The following is a 15,294-nucleotide window of genomic DNA, read 5'->3' on the forward strand; positions in this document are numbered from 1 at the left end:
CCGGAACCCGCGCGCGGTCAGGGGCGGCTCTCCGCCAGGCCGAGGACGGCGCGGCCCGACTCGACCAGGAAGCCCGCCAGGTCGGGCCTGGTACAGCCCGCCCGGTTCCGCACCCCGTCGTTGACCAGCGCGAACATCGCGTGCACCCGGATCCGCGCCTCCGCGTTCGCGAACCCGGGCCGCACCTGGCGGAGCAGGCCGACCCAGGTGCGCAGGAAGTTCCGGCGGAAGTCGACCGCCGCCCTGCGGTCCGGCTCGTTCAGCCGCTCGGTCTCGCTGAGCATCACGCCCAGGTAGTGCCGGTGGCGCAGCGCGAAGTCGACGTACGCGCGCAGCCCGGCGGCGAGCGCCTCGCCGGGTGCACCGCCGGCCGCGATGGCCCCCTCGACCTCGTGCCAGAGCCGTTCCCGGCTGCGGACCAGGGTGGCGGCGAGCAGGTCGGCCTTGGTGTCGAAGTGCTTGTACACGCTGGGCCCCGAAATGCCGACGGCGGCGCCGAGTTGATCGGTGCTGACGTTGTCGAAGCCGCGTTCGTGGAACAGCCGGACGGCGGCGGTCAGCAGCTCCTCGCGCCTGGACTCCGTCCGCGCGGACCGTGCCGGGGCGTCCACCGGCCGGGCCGGCCGGCCGTCGGGGCGGCCGTCCGGGGTGACCGCGAGCACCGCGCCGCCGATCTCCCGGAGCAGCCGTTCGAAGCGGCGCGGGGGCGGCGCGAAGGTGTGGTAGGAGAGGCTCCCGTACGCGGAGAGCATCGACCAGCAGAGGAACTCGGCGTCCTGCGGGGGGAGTTCGGGCCGGGCGGCGGAGACCACCCCGGCCATCGTGCCGACGTCCTCGCGCAGCCGGCCCCACAGCTCGGCGCGCTGGGCGGCGGGCAGCAGCCTGGCGTCGCGCTGCCACAGGGTGCCGAGCGCCCGGTGCTGCACGGCGACGGCGGCGAGCGCGGCACACAGTCCGCCGAGGTCCCGGTGGTCGGCGCGGACCGCCGCACGGAGCGCGGAGAGGTCCGACTCCACGGCCCGGAGCAGGAGTTCGGGCTTGCTCCGGTAGTGCCGGTAGAGCGCGGGGGCGGTGATGCCGACCTCGGCGGCGACCTCCGCCATCGAGATCTGGTGGTAGCCCCGCCGGTGGAACTGCCCGCTCGCCACCGCGAGGATCTGCGCCCCGCGTCCGGGCGGCCTGCGCACGACCTCCCGTTCCGTCGTCACGTACGTCCCCTCGCGATCGGCCCCGGCTGCTCGCCCCAGGCTAGCAAGGATTCACTTGGCCGCCCCTGATCAGCGAAGAAGAGGCACTCCGATGCTGGACAGCCGAAGCTACCCGGGATTAACTTGTGGGGCGATCAACGGGCACCACGAAGGGAGCGCCGCCGTGCGCCGCACCGTGTTCACCGAGGACCACGAGGCGTTCCGGGAGACCATCCGGAGCTTCATCGCCAAGGAGGTCGTCCCGGTCTACGAGAGCTGGGAGGCCGCGGGCCACCCGCCGCGCGACTTCTACCGCAAGCTCGGCGCCCTGGGCGTGTACGGCATCGAGGTGCCCGAGGAGTACGGCGGCGCGGGCGAGACCGGCTTCAAGTACCAGGCGGTGGTCAGCGAGGAGTGCGCCCGCGCGGGCGTCACCTTCGGCTCCTCCGGTGTGCACACCGGCCTGGTGCTGCCCTACCTCCTGGAGTACGCCGACGAGGAGCAGAAGCAGCGCTGGCTGCCGGGCTTCGTCTCGGGCGACATCATGACGGCGATCGCGATGACCGAGCCGGGCGCCGGCTCGGACCTGGCGGGGATCACCACCACGGCGAAGCTCTCCGAGGACGGCACCCACTACGTCCTGAACGGCGCCAAGACCTTCATCACCGGCGGCGTCCTGGCCGACCTGGTGCTGGTGGTCTGCCGCACCGCGCCGTACGACCCGCAGGACCGCCGGGCCGGCCTGTCGATCCTCTGCGTCGACACCACCTCGCCCGGCTACGCGGTCGGCCGCAAGCTCCAGAAGATCGGCCTGCGCACCTCGGACACCGCCGAGCTCTCCTTCACCGACGTCAAGGTGCCGGTGGAGGACCTGCTGGGCGAGGAGGGCAAGGCGTTCGGCTACCTCACCCACAACCTGGTGCAGGAGCGACTGGCGATCGCCGTCGGCGCGTACGCGTCCGCGGCCGCCGCGGTGCGCTTCGCGGTGGGCTACGTCAAGGAGCGCAAGGTGTTCGGCCAGGCGGTGGCCGAGTTCCAGAACACCAAGTTCAGCCTGGCCGACTGCGAGGCCCAGGTGGTGGCCCAGCAGTCGATGGTGGACCGCGCCCTGGAGCTCTACCAGAACGGCGAGTTGACCGTCGCGGACGCCGCGGCGACCAAGCTGTTCTGCACCGAGTCCGCCTCCCAGGTGATCGACAAGTGCCTTCAGCTGCACGGTGGTTACGGCTACATCCTGGAGTACCCGATCGCCCGTCTCTACACCGACAACCGGGTCTTCAGAATCTACGGCGGCACCAGCGAGGTCATGAGGACCATCATCGCCAAGTCCCTGGGCCTGTAGGCCCGCCGATACGCGCGGCGGACGCGCCCCCACCGGCCACCGCGTCTCCGGCAGCGGGCTTCCCCCATGGGCCCGCTGCCGGACCCCGCCCACGACTTCCCGAGCCGCCGCACCGAGGACGTCATGACAGCTGTGCTCGCCAAACTCGTCCGGGTCCGGGCCGCGCTCCGCGCGCCCGGCGCCCCGTTCGAGACCTTCGACACCCCGGACGGCCCGCGCTACCGGCAGGGCCCGCACACCCTGCGGGAGTTGCTGGACGCCACCCTGGCACACGGCGACCGCCCGTTCCTGATCGCCGGCTCCGACCGGCTGACCTTCGCCGAGCACCACGCGGCGGCCGCCGCCCTCGCCCACCACTACCGCGAGAGGTACCGCCTGCGGCCCGGCGACCGGGTGGTGATCGCCATGCGGAACCTCCCCGAATGGCAGACCGCCTTCTGGGCGGCCCAGTTGGCCGGGCTGGTGGCCGTCCCGCTGAACGCCTGGTGGGAGGCGGCGGAACTCGCGTACGCACTGGACGACTGCAGCCCCGGGCTGATCGTCGCCGACCGCGAGCGCACCGAGCGGACCGCGTCCTGGGCGGCCGCCCACGGCGTACCGCTGCTCACCGTCCGGACCCCCGGGCCGGCGCACGACCGGCTGGAGGAGCTGCCGCTCGACGGCCTGGCCGCCCCCGGGGTCTCACCCTCCCCCGAGGACCAGGCCACCCTGCTCTACACCTCGGGAACCACCGGACACCCCAAGGGAGTTGCCGCCACCCACCGGGCCTGGTGCGCGGCCGCCCTCAACCCCCGCTTCTTCGCCCTGGGTTCGATGATCTGCTCAAACCTGGACCCGGCCCGGGCACCGGTGCACACCGCGCTGATGACCTACCCGTTCTTCCATGTCGCGGCGTTCACCGCACTGTTCCCGCTGATGGCGAGCGGCGGCGCCGTGGTGCTGATGCACAGGTGGGACCCGGCCGAGGCACTCCGGCTGATCGCCGAACACCGGGTCACCGCCTACTACGGGGTCCCCGCCACCACGCTCGGCCTGCTCGACGCGGCCGATGCCGCCGGAGCACCGCTGGACAGCCTGCGCGCGATCAGCACCGGCGGTGCCGCCGCCCCGCCCGAACTGGCCCGGCGGATCGCCCGCCGCTTCGACGGCCGGGTGGAGGCCCGCAACGGCTACGGGCTCACCGAGACCTGCGGCGGCGTGATCGCCAACCTCGGCGCCCGCTACCTGGAACAGCCCGACAGCATCGGCCACCCGGCGCCCGCCGTCGAGGTCAGGATCGCCGGCCCGACCGGCACCGCACTCCCGGACGGCGAGATCGGCGAACTCTGGCTGCGCGGGCAGCCGATCTTCAGCGGCTACCGCAACAACCCCGAGGCCACCGCAGCCGCCTTCACCGACGGCTGGTTCCGCACCGGAGACCTGGCCCGCCTGCGGGACGGCGAGGTCTACATCGTCGACCGGCTGAAGGACATGGTGATCAGGGGCGGCGAGAACGTGTACTGCGTCGAGGTCGAAGGCGTGCTCTTCGACCACCCCGAGGTCGCGGACGCCGCCGTGATCGGCGTACCGCACCCGGTGCTCGGCGAGGAGGTCGCCGCCGTGGTGGTCCTCCGGCCGGGCTCGTCCGTCGACGCGGACGGGCTGCGCGACCACGTCGCCGCCCGGCTGGCCGCCTTCAAGGTGCCCGCACACGTGTTCCTGCGCAGCACGGACCTGCCCCGCAACCCGACCGGGAAGATCGTCAAGCGCGCCCTGCGCAGCGAGGTCACCACCGGGCCGCCGCCCGGGCCCACCCCGGATCGGCCGGCGCCGTGACGTCACAGGGGCGCACGGGAGGGCGCCGGGACCATGCGGCCCCCGAGGCGGAGCCCGGCCGCCGTGCGCGGGACGTTCAGCCCGCCGTCCCGGCCGCCTGTGCGCGCCAGGCGTCGAGACCCGCCTGGGAGGCCGCCTTCGCCTGCTGGAAGGTACGGGCCGCCAGTTCGCCGGGCGGCGTCTCCAGCTGCTGGACCCAGTCCCGCCCGGCGGAGGCCAGCGCCACGCCCACGATCACCGTGCCGGTCAGGCCGATCAGCGCACCGACTCCGGTGAGCGCCGCACCGGCGGTGAGCATGCCACGGTTGACCTGGAATCCACCGATGAACTTCTGATAGGTCGCCATGGCATCCACCATCCAAGAGCACCGCGGCGCCCGCACCCGGAAGCCGCCTGCGGATGGGCCACAAGGTCGGCCGCACGCCGTCCGGCGGCGGGCGGCGAAACCGCCGCACGGTTGCGGCCCACGGCGGGACCCGCCCGAGGCCTGCCCGAACGATTCGCGGCGGATCGGCGCGCGGCGCCGCGCGTCTGGCCGGGCGTGCCACCGGGCCGTCCTCGTGCCCGGGCCGTACCCGGGCCGTACCCGGGCGGTGCGGTGGTGCGCGACGGGCCGCCCGGCGCCGCGCGTCTGGCGGGAATTGTCGGACAGGCCTTAGGGTCACCGTCGAGGGACCCGCCAGCAGGAGCCGCGAACCAGGAGGAACGCGATGGCCCAGCCAGCCCCCGCCACCGCCCCCGTCGATCTCGTGGCACTCGCCGACGAGCACGCCGCGAAGGCCGCCGCCGACCCGCACGGGCGCAGCGCGCACCTGCTCCTCCACGACGGCGTCCTGCGGCAGACCGTGATCGCACTGACGGCGGGGACCTCGCTGGACGAGCACAACGCGCCGCTCGCCGCCAGCCTCCAGGTCCTGCGCGGACGGGTGTCACTGACCGTCTCGGGCCGGCAGATCGAACTGAAGGCGGGCCAGCTGCGCCCGATCCCCCAGGAGCGGCACGGCCTGCTGGCCCACCAGGACTCGGTCGTCCTGCTCACGGCCGTCACCACCTAGGGCCGCCACCACCCGGTGCCCGGACCGGCGCCTGCGGGGCGCCGGGAGCCGCGCGTCGGGCCCGCTACGGCTCGGCGGGCGCCGGTGCGCCCAGGACGCTCCCGCCGACCAGGCGCAGGCCGCGCAGGAGCTCCCGGCCGTCCGGCGCCTGATCGGGTGCCGTGAACCACTGGACCGCCAGGCCGGCCAGCAGTGACTGGTAGAAGGCGCCCCTGGCCAGCTCGTCCGGGGTGTCGGGCACCTCCTCCAGCCCCTGGAAGAGGGCAGAGAGCCCGAGCCGACCGCTGCGCTGCACCGCCGCGAGGGCTTCCTGCAGCTCGGGCGAGCTCCCCGTCCTGGCGGAGATCTCGAACTGCACCGCCCACAGTTCCCGGTGCTCGACGAAGCTCTCCAGCACCCGGTCCCAGGCGGCGACGAAACGCTCCTCCGGAGTGGCGGCTGCGCCGCGCCGATCGGCCAGCAGTCCGCCGACGGCGTCGCCCCACTCGCCCATCGCCTCGATCATCGCCTGGATGAGCAGGGCGTCCTTCGAGCCGTAGTGGTAGCCGATCGCGGCCAGACTGACCCCCGCGGCCGAGGCGATGTCCCGGGCGGTGGTGCGTGCGTAGCCCTTCTCGTACAGGCAGCGCTTGGCCCCCACCAGCAGATCCTCGCGATTTCCCATGGTCCCGATGCTACGTCAGCCATGGACAGATGTCTTGGACAATCGAGTCAGACATACGTTCCACAAGGACACCCCCGAGCAGCCGCACAGCCGAGCAGCCGAGCGACCGGGAGACCGGGAGACCGGGAGGCCGGGAGACCGCCGAAACAACGGCCGAACAATGATCGAGCAACCTGACAGAGTGCGAACAATCCGAAGCCGTCGACCGCGCGGCCGGGGGCTCGCACCGCACTCCGCGCCGGCACTCCGCCGGGGTCCGGCAGACCGCGCGCCGGGCAGTCGTCGATGCACCCCCGGGCCGCACTCCGGACTGATCCACCGTCAGCCGTCCCCGTCCCGCACCGGACCGTCCACCACCCTCGCCATCCCTGTCCCGCGAGGGCAGGACCGCCTCCGAGGCTCGGGCGAGGCGCCCTGCGGACCGCTGGGAACCCGCCCCGGAGCGACAGTGGCGACGGCGCCCGCAGGGGCTGCGGAGCAGGTACGGGCGGCCGGTGCGCAAGGTCCCCCGACCGGCCGACCTGACGCAGAGTGGTCGAGACCACATATCCGGTCCCACCTGCAGAACACCTGGTTTTTGACCACCGTTTCCCGACCGGTGTATACGTTCTGCGCTCGCGCCAGGCATACTGGCCAAGTCGGGCGAGCCCGCCCGGCTCTGATAACGGCGAGATATCCGAAGGGACCGGTGGTCAGGGATGCTGCGCAACGGTCTGGAGCCCTGGCACCTCCTGGTGGTGCTGGCTGTCATCATCCTGCTTTTCGGCTCGAAGAAGCTGCCCGAGATGGCCCGTGGCCTCGGGAAGTCCATGCGCATTCTGAAGGCGGAGACCAAGGCTCTGCGCGAGGACGAGACGCAGGCTGACGGGGGCGCCCAGAACTCCACGGCCGCCAACACGGCCACCGAGCAGCCCCGTCCGGCGGTGAACCCCACGAACATCACCAAGGCCACCGAGGCCGACAAGTCGGCCACCACCGCCTGAGTCGGCCCACGCGCCTTCCGTCCGGAGCCTCCGGTCCGTCAACTGACGGGCCGGGGGCTCCGGCACGTGTGCGGCGTTTCTGCCGGGCACTCCCGGCCGGGTCCCCGGAGGATGGGACGCCCGTCCCCGAGCCGGTTGGAGCCTCCGGTGCCGTCGCCGTCTCCCGAGCAGCATCCGCAGCCGTACCAGCCGCAGGAGCCTTTGCGGCGGCACGAGTTGGCGTCACTGGGGCTGACCCTGCTCGGCCCGGTCGTGCTGGTGGTGCTCTACTTCACACTCCCGCTCGATGTGTTCGGACCGAAGCATCCGGCGTTCGGCTGGTTCTGCTTCACCCTGCTGCTGGTGGTGGTGGCCATGTTGCTACTGCGGGAGATCTGGCAGGCCATGATGGGCCTGCGCGGGCGGCCCGGCCTGATGATCCTCCTGCTGAGTGCGCTCGCCCTGGTCGTCTTCGCCACCGCCTACCTCGCGCTGTCCCGGCAGCCGGGCCAGTTCATCGGGCTGCGGACCAGGCTCGACGCGCTGTACTTCACGGTGATCACGATGTCCACGGTGGGCTACGGGGACATCACCCCGCACGGTCAGGAGGCCCGGGTGGTGGTGATGCTGCAGATCCTCTACACACTGATCTTCCTGACCGCAGGCGCCACCACCGCCGGCCGACAGCTGCGGGTCCGGCTGGCGGAGCGGGCCGTACCGCCGCGGGCGGAACGGCACCACCGGCGGCGGGCGGGCGACTGATCCGGCGTCAGCCGTCGTTCCAGTCGTTGGCGGCGCTACCGGTGTCACTGGTGTTGCTGGTGGTGCCGGCACCGCTGGTGCTGCCGGCGCCGCCGGCGTGGTCACGGGTCTGCTGGCTGTGCAGGGTGTTGATCAGTCCGCCGAGGCGGTTCTGCCAGTTCTGCACGGCGGCACCGTCGACCGCGTGCTTCTTCGACAGGTCCCGGACGGACTTCTGGACCGCGCGCAGCACCGTCTCGGCGTCCTGCGGCCGGTGCTCGGCGATCGCCTCCGCGGCGGTGTCCAGGCGGTCCAGCAGCTCGCCCTGCTTGTCCCGGTCCTTGCCGAACTGGGCCTGCGCCACGTCGGCGCGGAGCGCGGCCAGGGTGGCGGCCGGACCGCCCTTGGGCACGGGCGGGGTGCTCGCCCCGGCACTCGGCGAGGGTGCCCCGGGGGTGGACGCAGGTGCCTTCACGGTCGGCGAGTGGCCGCTCGGGACTGCGGCCTGGGCCGGGCTGTCGGAGGACCCGCCGAGTGCGAAAGCGCCGATCGCGGCCACTCCCGCCACCACCGCGACGCCGATCGCGACCGGGACCAGCAGTCGCCTGCGGCGCTGCGGCGGCTCGGCGACCGGGCGCGGCGGCAGCGGGACGGCCTCCATCAGCGAGGTCGCCGGGCCGGTCGCCGGGGGTTGGCCCGACGGCTCGGAGGGCGCGGGCCGCGCGAACGGAGGCGGGGCCGTGGGCGGCAGTACGGCGGTGCGCTGCGGATCGGCGTACCCCTGGCCCGCCGCGTCCGCCGGCGGCCCGGCGACCGGTGCTCCCGTGGTCGCTGCTCCCACGACCGGGGGCAGCAGCTGGGTGGCGGCAAAGAGGTCCGCGGGCGGCGCACTGGTCGCCAGCAGCTCCGCCGTACGGTCCGCGGCCAGCGCGACCGGAACGGCGGCGAGCAGCTCGGACCGGGCGGCGGCCGCGTCGGCCGGACGCCGGGCGGGCTGTTTGGCCAGCAGCCGCAGCACCGCCGCGTCCAGCGCGGGCGGCACGTCGGGACGGCGCGCGGCGACCGGGGCGGGCTGCTCACTGACGTGCTTGAAGGCGATGCCGACCGGGGTGTCGGCGTCGAACGGCGGCTGGCCGGTGAGCATCTCGACCAGGACGCAGCCGACCGCGTACAGGTCGGACCGGCCGTCCACCCCGGCTGCGGTGGCCTGCTCGGGCGACAGGTAGGCGGCGGTACCGAGCACGGTGGCGGTCTGGGTCAGCCGGGAGCTGGAGGAGCCGGCGCGGGCGATGCCGAAGTCCACCACCTTCACCCCGCCGTCCTGGGTGATCATGATGTTGCCGGGCTTGATGTCCCGGTGCACGAGCCCGGCCGCGTGGGCGACCTCCAGCGCCTCGCAGACGGCGGCGGCGATACCGACGGACCGCTCGACCGGCAGCCGCCCGAGTTCGGCGATCAGCCGGCTGAGCGGCTGGCCGTGCACCAGCTCCATCACGATGTACGGGGAGCCCTGGTCCACGCCGGAGTCGAAGACGGTGACGATGCGCGGGTGGACCAGCATCGCGGCGTGCTGGGCCTCGCGGCCGAAGCGCTCGGCGAAGCGCGGGTCGTCGGCCAGACCGCCGTTGAGCACCTTGACCGCGACCGCTCGTCCGAGCACCCGGTCGTGACCGCGCCAGACGGTGGCCATCCCACCGACGCCGAGTATCTCCTCCAGTACGTAACGCCCGTTCAGCGCGCGTCCGATCACCTGGCACCACTCCCCTCGGGTCCACCGGCCGGAGGCTTCGGACCGCCTCGTGCACGTGTGCACGATAGCCGTCGATTCCAGGCCGCGCGCACGGTGCCACCCGGCGCACCGCCGGGGCGGCCGCCGCGGGGATCCCACCGACCGGACGGCGATCGGGAGTTGAGCCTGCGGCAGGGCAGGCGGATCCGGGCGGGCGGGCGCGGCCCGGGGGAACCTCGCCCACCCGCCCGGAGCTTTCGGACCGGGCGGCCGGTGGACACGGGGGAGCCCACCGACCGCCCGGGATCAGGGAGTTGCAGCCGGGGCGCGGCCTGGCGCACCCTCCTGCGAGGGGGCACCGGCGCCGTACCGCTCGTGCTGCAACCGGACGGGCAATGGGCCCGGGGGGTTTCGCCCACTGCCCGTCCGGAGTCTCAGCGGCTCACCTCTCCGAGCCGTTCCGGGAGTTCCCGCCGGTCCCACCGCTCCCGCCGGGAAGCCCCGGGAGACCGGTCGGCTCGGGATCCTGCGCGGGCCGGGTCGGCTCGAGGGGAAGCCTGCTCGGAAGGCCCGGGGTGCGGCCGGGGTCGGGGGCGGGGGCCGGTGCGACGCCCCGGCCGGTGCCGCCACCGCTGTCGCCGCCCTTCCGCTGCGCGCCCCCGTCGCCGCCGGCGGCGACTGCCGTGCAGTAGTCGTCGACCCGGTCCGCGCCACCTGCGGCCAGCACCAGCGGCGCGAGCGGCGCCTCCTTGAGCAGCGGACGCGGGCGGTCACCGGAGGCCAGCCGGTCGGTGTAGAGGTGGCAGAGCCGGAGCAGCTGGGCCGCGACGCTCCCGTCCCCGCCCTGGCCGTCCGGCCGGCCGGTGCCCGTCCCCGTGACCGCGTCCGTGCCGGTGTCCGCACCGGGGGTGCCTGAACCGCCCGCGCTCGGCGGCGGGGACGACGGGGCGACGCCGTTCAGCCTCGGCTGCCCCGAAGCCGTGCTGACCGAGCTGGACCGCGCGGTGGAGGCGGCGGAGGCCGGCGACGTGGCGCGGGCGACCGACCGGCCGCCGTCGCCCGCCGCTCCGCGCAGGGCGGCCGGCAGGTGCCCGGTGCCTGCGGCGACGGCCACGCCGCCGAGCGCGGTGGCGGTGAACGCGACAGCGACGGCCTTCGCACTGAAGGCCCGCGCCGGCGCGGTGTCCAGCATCGTTCGTCTCCGGGGTTTCGGGGCAGGGTTGCGACGGGCCTCCCGGAACGCGGTCAGGGCGGCCTCCTCCCCGGGCAGCACGCCGCTCGCCTCGGGCGCTCCGTCCACCGCCGACGGGGCGGCAGCGGCGGCGAGCAGCCCGGCGAGGGCGGCGTGACCGGTGAGGGGGGCCTGACCGGCCGACGTGTCGGCCACTGCACCGCCGAGCAGCTGCTCGGCGGTGTCGCGGTCGATCCGGCGGGATCGGTTGGTGCTCATCTCATGTCCTTCAGCGTCGCGGCTCTGGCGCGTGTCACACCCTGTGCGGAGGTTTTCGAGGAATCCCGCTTCCCGGCTTCCCGGCTTCCGTCCCGGTCGGCCTCCCGGTCGGTCCCGCGGTCAACCTCCCGGTCGGTCTCGCGGCCGGTCTCGCGCTGCGGCGGTACGGCGCGGCGACTCGGGATGCCGAGGTCGGTCCCGCCGACCTGGTCGAGCAGCTTGGCCAGCTTGCGCAGCCCCCGGTGGGAGGCCATCCGCACGCTGCCGGAGCGCTTGCCGAGGACCCGCGCGGCGGCGGCCGCGTCCAGGTCGAGCACCACCCTGAGCAGGACCGCCTCGGCCTGGTCCCTGGGCAGGCGGGCGATCAGGGCCAGCGCGTCGGCGGTGGCGACAGTGGCCAGTGCGGACCCGGCGGTGTCCTCGGCGGCGGCCAGTTCGGTGAGGTACTCGACCGGGAGGTCGGCGACCGGGCGGCGGCGCACCCGCCGCAGGTGGTCCAGGGCCCGGTTGCGGGCGATGGTGGCGGCCCAGCCCCGGAAGCCGTCCCCGTCACCGCTGAAGCCGCCGAGGTCGCGGGCGATCTGCAGCCAGGTCTCGGAGGCGATGTCCTCGGCGTCCTCCGGTCCGCCGCCGACCAGCAGTCGCAGATAGCGGAGCAGTCCCGGCTGGACGGCACGGAACAGCAGCCGGAACGCGTCCTCGTCCCCCTGCTGGGCCGCCCGTACTGCGGTCGCGAGGTCTGCCGGACGGCCCATCGGCAGTGGATCGTCCGGTGGTCCCGGCCGGCCCGGGGTGGTCGGGGGGCCGGGCGATATCGGGCCGCCGGCGGTGTGGTCGGCGTCCGTCCCCTGAGGTTCTGCACTGTGCACCCGCCACATCATGCGCCATCGCGCCCGGCGCGGACCGCGGGCGGTGTCTCCACGGGCGCGGGAGCCGCACGGATCACCACCGCCGTGTCCGGGCGGGCCGGCGGGCCGACCGCACCGCGCGGCCCCTCGGCGCGGCGGTGCGACGCGCCCGCCGAAGCTGCGGGCGGCGGCACCGTCCGCTCCGGATGGCCCCTCGCGACGCCGAGGAGCACCCTTGCCAGCAGGGACCCGGCATGGCCCGGGCGAGCCGGGGCCGGGCGAAAGGCCCTGCTCAGGCAGGCGGACGTGCCGAGCGCCACCGCCGTCCGCCCGCGCCACCGGGGTCGGCCCGGTCCTGCCTCGGCAGGGACGGGGCAATCCCCCGGGTCCCGGCCCCGCCCCACCGCACCGGCCCCGAGGCGCCCCCGCCCTTCACACCCCCACCCGCACGCCCCGCCAACCCCGGAACAACGCGATGACCACCGCCCAGGACCTCTTCACCGAGGGGGTGCGCACGCACATCGCGCCGGCCCTCCGGTCGATGGGCTTCACGGGCGGCGAGCAGTACGTCTTCCGTCTCCCGGACGAGGCCTACCGGGCGCAGCTCGGCATCCGGCTCGGCACCGTGAGCGAGAACACCGTCCGGTACACGTTCGAACTCGGCCTGACCGCAGAGGAGCCCCGGTCCGGGAGCGCACCGGGCGGCGCCTGGCAGTGGCACGCCTCGATCGGCGAGCTGCTGCCGGTGGGCGGAGAGGTCTGGTGGGAGATCACGGTCGGGCCGCGCTGGTTGGTGGCCGTGGAGGACTCGATCGCCGCCGTCCGCCACTACGGCCTGCCGGAGCTGCGCCGCCGGCTCGCCGGGGCGACCGGGACCGACGCCGGCCCGGGCACCGAGACCTACCTCACCCCGGCCGAGCTGGAGGAGGTCAACGCCGCTCTGCTCACCGCCGCCGTGGCCCGCATCCAGCGCGCCGAGGTGGTGGACCTGGACCTCGTGCTCACCGGCGCCTGGAGCCGTGCCGACCGGATCGCCCGCGAGGTCCTGCAGGGCGCGGCCGAGGGCTTCCTGTCCGCCGCGGACGAGCGCTTCGTCCGGGTGCGCTGCCAGGACACCCTCGGCCGCGGACTCTGGACCTTCTGATCCCACCTGCCGGGGCCTGCATCCCGCCTGCCAGGGCCCGTTCCCGCCCTCCCCGGCTCCTCTCCCTGCGGACCCGACCGGTGTCCTCCGCGGACCCGCCCGGCGCGGGCGGCCCGGGGAACCGGCGGCAGGCCCCCCGGTGTCCTGGTGCACAAGGGGCGAACAGCTCCTCACCAAGGGGGAAGCACTGCATGAACGACGATCTGCCGACCGACCGTCGGCTCTTCTGGGACGGCTGTCTGAACGTACGGGACCTCGGCGGACTGTCCACCACCGACGGCCGCCGCACCCGACGCGGTGCGGTGATCCGCGCCGACAACCTCGACCTGCTCACCGCCGAGGGCTGGGCGGCGCTGGCCGGCGGCGGCATACGCACGGTGGTCGACCTGCGGGACGAGCAGGAGTACCGGCCGCTGCTCCCCCGCCCGGCGGGCGTCGACCTGGTCCGGGTCCCGCTCGACCAGCTGGCGGGACCGGCCTGGTGGGAGGAGTTCGGCGAGTTCGACGGCACGCCGCTCTCCTTCCGCCCCTACCTCGACCACTGCCCGGACGCCGTACGGTCCGTGGTCTCCGCCGTCGCGACGGCCCGTCCCGGGGCGGTCGTGGTGCACTGCGGCGCCGGGCGCGACCGCACCGGCCTGGCCGCTCTGGTCCTGCTGGCGGCGGCCCGTACCGAGCCCGGCGAGATCGTCGCCGACTATCTGCTCAGCACCGCCAACCTGCGTCCGCTCCGGGGCCTGCTCGGTCTGCCGGACCAGGAGCAGGCGGCAGCGAACGTACTGGCACGGGCGGGTGCCACCGCCGAGGGCGCGCTGCTGGACGCCCTGGCCGGCTTCGAACCGGAGCGCTGTCTGCCGCCCGGCGAGCTGGCGGCCCTTCGGGCCAGGCTGCTGGACTGAACCCCGGCCGGCCGCCACGTCCCGGGGGCGCCCGCCGGCCCGCCTCACCACAGCCTGTCGATGGTGCCCGGGTGGAGGCCGATCCTGGCGCCCACGAAGCTCTCCCTGGCCGCCCGGGCCCGCCGGGAGCAGAACCCCGCCATGGTGACCTTGTCGAAGCCCGGCCGGTCACTCGGGAACGGGTCCTGCGCGGTGCCGCCGACCAGCACCGTCCCTGGGAGCAACTGCCAGCCCGCGCTCTCGTAGAAACCCCGCAGGGGCCGGTCGCAGGTGAACAGGCCGAGATCCGCACCACTGTCCTCGACGGCCCGGCGGGCGGCGGCGACCAGCCGCCTGCCGTGGCCGTGGCCCCGGTGCGCCCGGTCGGTGACCACACAGCTCAGCCCGCGTGCGGTGAACGTCCTTGCGGCATGGGTGATTTCCTTGCCGAGCAGGTCGAGGGCGGCGAGCACCCGGCCGTCGCCGTCCACCAGCAGCATCGACTGCGGGTCCAGCGCCGGGTCGTGGCTCAGCCCGGGATCGGGGCGACCGCTGGGCCAGGCCTGTTCCTGCAACGCCCAGACCTGTGCCCGGAGTTCGGCCGGCAGTCCGCCCTCCGGACCGGACACGATCTGCAACTGCACTGAACCGCTCCAGAGTTCGCCGGGGGCCGCCGATCGGAAATCCACTCGCCGCGGCAGCACCGAACCGCCAATACTCCATGGCATGGTGCAATTCGCTGATTTCGATGCGCGCGGATATCCGATGGTGGATGTCCGCACAGGGTACGGGCAGTGGGTCGACAGCTACGAGCGGACCGTCGAGGACGCGATGGACCTGGCCGTCCTCGCCCGGCTCCGGGTGCCGGACTGGGGCTCGGCCGCGCGGGCCGCCGACCTCGGCTGCGGGACGGGCCGGACGGGCGTCTGGCTGCGCGGTCGGGGCGTGGGCGCGGTGGACGGGGTGGACCTCACCCCCGAGATGCTCGACCTGGCCCGCGCCAAGGGCGCCCACGACCGGCTGGTCGAGGCCGACCTGGCCGCGACCGGCCTACCCGGCGAGGCGTACGACCTGGTGGTCTCCTCGCTGGTCGACGAGCACCTGGCCGACCTCGCCCCGCTCTACCGGGAGGCCTTCCGGCTGGCCGCGCCGGGTGCGCTGTGCGTCCTGGTCGGCCTGCACCCGTACTTCATCATGGCCACCGGCATGCCCACCCACTTCGACGGCGCGGACGGCTCCCCGATCGCCATCACCACCCATCTCCACCTGGTCAGCGACCACCTCACAGCCGGACTGGCCGCCGGGTGGCAACTCGCCGAGATGCACGAGGCGGTGGTGGACGACCACTGGATCGAGCTGAAGCCCAAGTGGGAGCGCTACCGCCACCACCCGGTCTCGGCAGCGTACGTCTGGCGCAAGCCCGCACAGTCCGCACAGCCCGCATAGCCCGCCAGCCCGCGCTGCCCGCCGGCCCGCACG

Annotated in this window: 15 protein-coding genes; 8 read left to right on the forward strand and 7 right to left on the reverse strand. The window is 74.3% G+C overall.

Annotated features, from left to right (window positions below; genetic code table 11):
- Positions 1-17: 17 nt before the first annotated feature.
- Complete coding sequence (locus ACFC1R_RS23165; protein ID WP_375941488.1) at positions 18-1,208, reverse strand: TetR/AcrR family transcriptional regulator; 1,191 nt, start codon at positions 1,206-1,208, stop codon at positions 18-20.
- A gap of 163 nt (positions 1,209-1,371) precedes the next feature.
- On the opposite strand from ACFC1R_RS23165, the gene ACFC1R_RS23170 reads away from it, so the two are divergent.
- Both ACFC1R_RS23170 and ACFC1R_RS23175 read left to right on the forward strand, forming a co-directional pair.
- Complete coding sequence (locus ACFC1R_RS23170; RefSeq protein ID WP_375941601.1) at positions 1,372-2,529, forward strand: acyl-CoA dehydrogenase family protein; 1,158 nt, start codon at positions 1,372-1,374, stop codon at positions 2,527-2,529.
- A 66-nt stretch (positions 2,530-2,595) separates the two neighbouring features.
- Complete coding sequence (locus ACFC1R_RS23175) at positions 2,596-4,344, forward strand: class I adenylate-forming enzyme family protein (RefSeq protein WP_375941490.1); 1,749 nt, start codon at positions 2,596-2,598, stop codon at positions 4,342-4,344.
- 76 nt (positions 4,345-4,420) lie between these two features.
- Here ACFC1R_RS23175 and ACFC1R_RS23180 read toward each other — a convergent pair whose 3' ends face one another.
- Positions 4,421-4,690, reverse strand: coding sequence for a hypothetical protein (locus ACFC1R_RS23180; RefSeq protein ID WP_375941492.1), 270 nt, complete (start codon positions 4,688-4,690; stop codon positions 4,421-4,423).
- 364 nt (positions 4,691-5,054) lie between these two features.
- On the opposite strand from ACFC1R_RS23180, the gene ACFC1R_RS23185 reads away from it, so the two are divergent.
- Positions 5,055-5,399: a cupin gene (locus ACFC1R_RS23185; RefSeq protein ID WP_375941494.1), complete on the forward strand. Its 345-nt coding sequence runs from the start codon at positions 5,055-5,057 to the stop codon at positions 5,397-5,399.
- 64 nt (positions 5,400-5,463) lie between these two features.
- Here the strand turns inward: ACFC1R_RS23185 and ACFC1R_RS23190 are convergent, their stop codons facing one another.
- On the reverse strand, positions 5,464-6,063 hold the full coding sequence (locus ACFC1R_RS23190; protein WP_375941496.1) for a TetR/AcrR family transcriptional regulator: 600 nt from the start codon (positions 6,061-6,063) through the stop codon (positions 5,464-5,466).
- A 698-nt stretch (positions 6,064-6,761) separates the two neighbouring features.
- Here ACFC1R_RS23190 and tatA point away from each other — a divergent pair.
- Together tatA and ACFC1R_RS23200 are read left to right on the forward strand one after the other, a co-directional pair.
- Positions 6,762-7,046, forward strand: a complete 285-nt coding sequence (tatA, locus tag ACFC1R_RS23195; RefSeq protein WP_375941498.1) for a Sec-independent protein translocase subunit TatA — start codon at positions 6,762-6,764, stop codon at positions 7,044-7,046.
- Between the two features lie 147 nt (positions 7,047-7,193).
- Positions 7,194-7,787 carry a potassium channel family protein gene (locus tag ACFC1R_RS23200; protein ID WP_375941500.1) on the forward strand — a complete coding sequence of 198 codons (594 nt, stop codon included), beginning with the start codon at positions 7,194-7,196 and terminating at the stop codon, positions 7,785-7,787.
- 7 nt (positions 7,788-7,794) lie between these two features.
- On the opposite strand, the gene ACFC1R_RS23205 is transcribed toward ACFC1R_RS23200, so the two are convergent.
- The 3 genes from ACFC1R_RS23205 to ACFC1R_RS23215 form a co-directional block, all read right to left on the reverse strand.
- A complete protein-coding gene (locus tag ACFC1R_RS23205; RefSeq protein ID WP_375941502.1) occupies positions 7,795-9,516 on the reverse strand; it encodes a protein kinase in 1,722 nt (573 codons plus the stop codon).
- 421 nt (positions 9,517-9,937) lie between these two features.
- Positions 9,938-10,945 carry a hypothetical protein gene (locus tag ACFC1R_RS23210; RefSeq protein ID WP_375941504.1) on the reverse strand — a complete coding sequence of 336 codons (1,008 nt, stop codon included), beginning with the start codon at positions 10,943-10,945 and terminating at the stop codon, positions 9,938-9,940.
- A complete protein-coding gene (locus tag ACFC1R_RS23215; protein ID WP_375941506.1) occupies positions 10,942-11,700 on the reverse strand; it encodes an RNA polymerase sigma factor in 759 nt (252 codons plus the stop codon). The genes ACFC1R_RS23210 and ACFC1R_RS23215 overlap by 4 nt, the downstream gene beginning before the upstream one ends.
- A 568-nt stretch (positions 11,701-12,268) precedes the next feature.
- On the opposite strand from ACFC1R_RS23215, the gene ACFC1R_RS23220 reads away from it, so the two are divergent.
- On the forward strand, positions 12,269-12,937 hold the full coding sequence (locus tag ACFC1R_RS23220; RefSeq protein ID WP_375941508.1) for a hypothetical protein: 669 nt from the start codon (positions 12,269-12,271) through the stop codon (positions 12,935-12,937).
- Positions 12,938-13,128: 191 nt separating this feature from the next.
- The gene (locus tag ACFC1R_RS23225) at positions 13,129-13,836 is read left to right on the forward strand and encodes a tyrosine-protein phosphatase (protein WP_375941510.1); all 708 of its coding nucleotides are present in this window, start codon (positions 13,129-13,131) and stop codon (positions 13,834-13,836) included.
- 44 nt (positions 13,837-13,880) lie between these two features.
- On the opposite strand, the gene ACFC1R_RS23230 is transcribed toward ACFC1R_RS23225, so the two are convergent.
- Positions 13,881-14,459, reverse strand: coding sequence for a GNAT family N-acetyltransferase (locus ACFC1R_RS23230; RefSeq protein WP_375941512.1), 579 nt, complete (start codon positions 14,457-14,459; stop codon positions 13,881-13,883).
- A gap of 121 nt (positions 14,460-14,580) precedes the next feature.
- On the opposite strand from ACFC1R_RS23230, the gene ACFC1R_RS23235 reads away from it, so the two are divergent.
- Positions 14,581-15,261, forward strand: a complete 681-nt coding sequence (locus tag ACFC1R_RS23235; RefSeq protein WP_375941514.1) for a class I SAM-dependent DNA methyltransferase — start codon at positions 14,581-14,583, stop codon at positions 15,259-15,261.
- The last annotated feature ends 33 nt before the right edge of the window (positions 15,262-15,294 follow it).

The sequence above is a fragment of the Kitasatospora sp. NPDC056138 genome (genome assembly GCF_042264695.1).
Classification (GTDB): Bacteria; Actinomycetota; Actinomycetes; order Streptomycetales; family Streptomycetaceae; genus Kitasatospora.

Excerpts from the sequence above, each read along its gene's own strand:
- ACFC1R_RS23175 (WP_375941490.1), top strand. The coding sequence starts at position 2,596 with ATGGGCCCGCTGCCGGACCCCGCCCACGACTTCCCGAGCCGCCGCACC.
- ACFC1R_RS23180 (WP_375941492.1), bottom strand. The coding sequence starts at position 4,690 with ATGGCGACCTATCAGAAGTTCATCGGTGGATTCCAGGTCAACCGTGGC.
- ACFC1R_RS23185 (WP_375941494.1), top strand. The coding sequence starts at position 5,055 with ATGGCCCAGCCAGCCCCCGCCACCGCCCCCGTCGATCTCGTGGCACTC.
- ACFC1R_RS23190 (WP_375941496.1), bottom strand. The coding sequence starts at position 6,063 with ATGGGAAATCGCGAGGATCTGCTGGTGGGGGCCAAGCGCTGCCTGTAC.
- tatA (WP_375941498.1), top strand. The coding sequence starts at position 6,762 with ATGCTGCGCAACGGTCTGGAGCCCTGGCACCTCCTGGTGGTGCTGGCT.
- ACFC1R_RS23210 (WP_375941504.1), bottom strand. The coding sequence starts at position 10,945 with ATGAGCACCAACCGATCCCGCCGGATCGACCGCGACACCGCCGAGCAG.
- ACFC1R_RS23215 (WP_375941506.1), bottom strand. The coding sequence starts at position 11,700 with ATGGGCCGTCCGGCAGACCTCGCGACCGCAGTACGGGCGGCCCAGCAG.
- ACFC1R_RS23220 (WP_375941508.1), top strand. The coding sequence starts at position 12,269 with ATGACCACCGCCCAGGACCTCTTCACCGAGGGGGTGCGCACGCACATC.
- ACFC1R_RS23225 (WP_375941510.1), top strand. The coding sequence starts at position 13,129 with ATGAACGACGATCTGCCGACCGACCGTCGGCTCTTCTGGGACGGCTGT.
- ACFC1R_RS23235 (WP_375941514.1), top strand. The coding sequence starts at position 14,581 with ATGGTGGATGTCCGCACAGGGTACGGGCAGTGGGTCGACAGCTACGAG.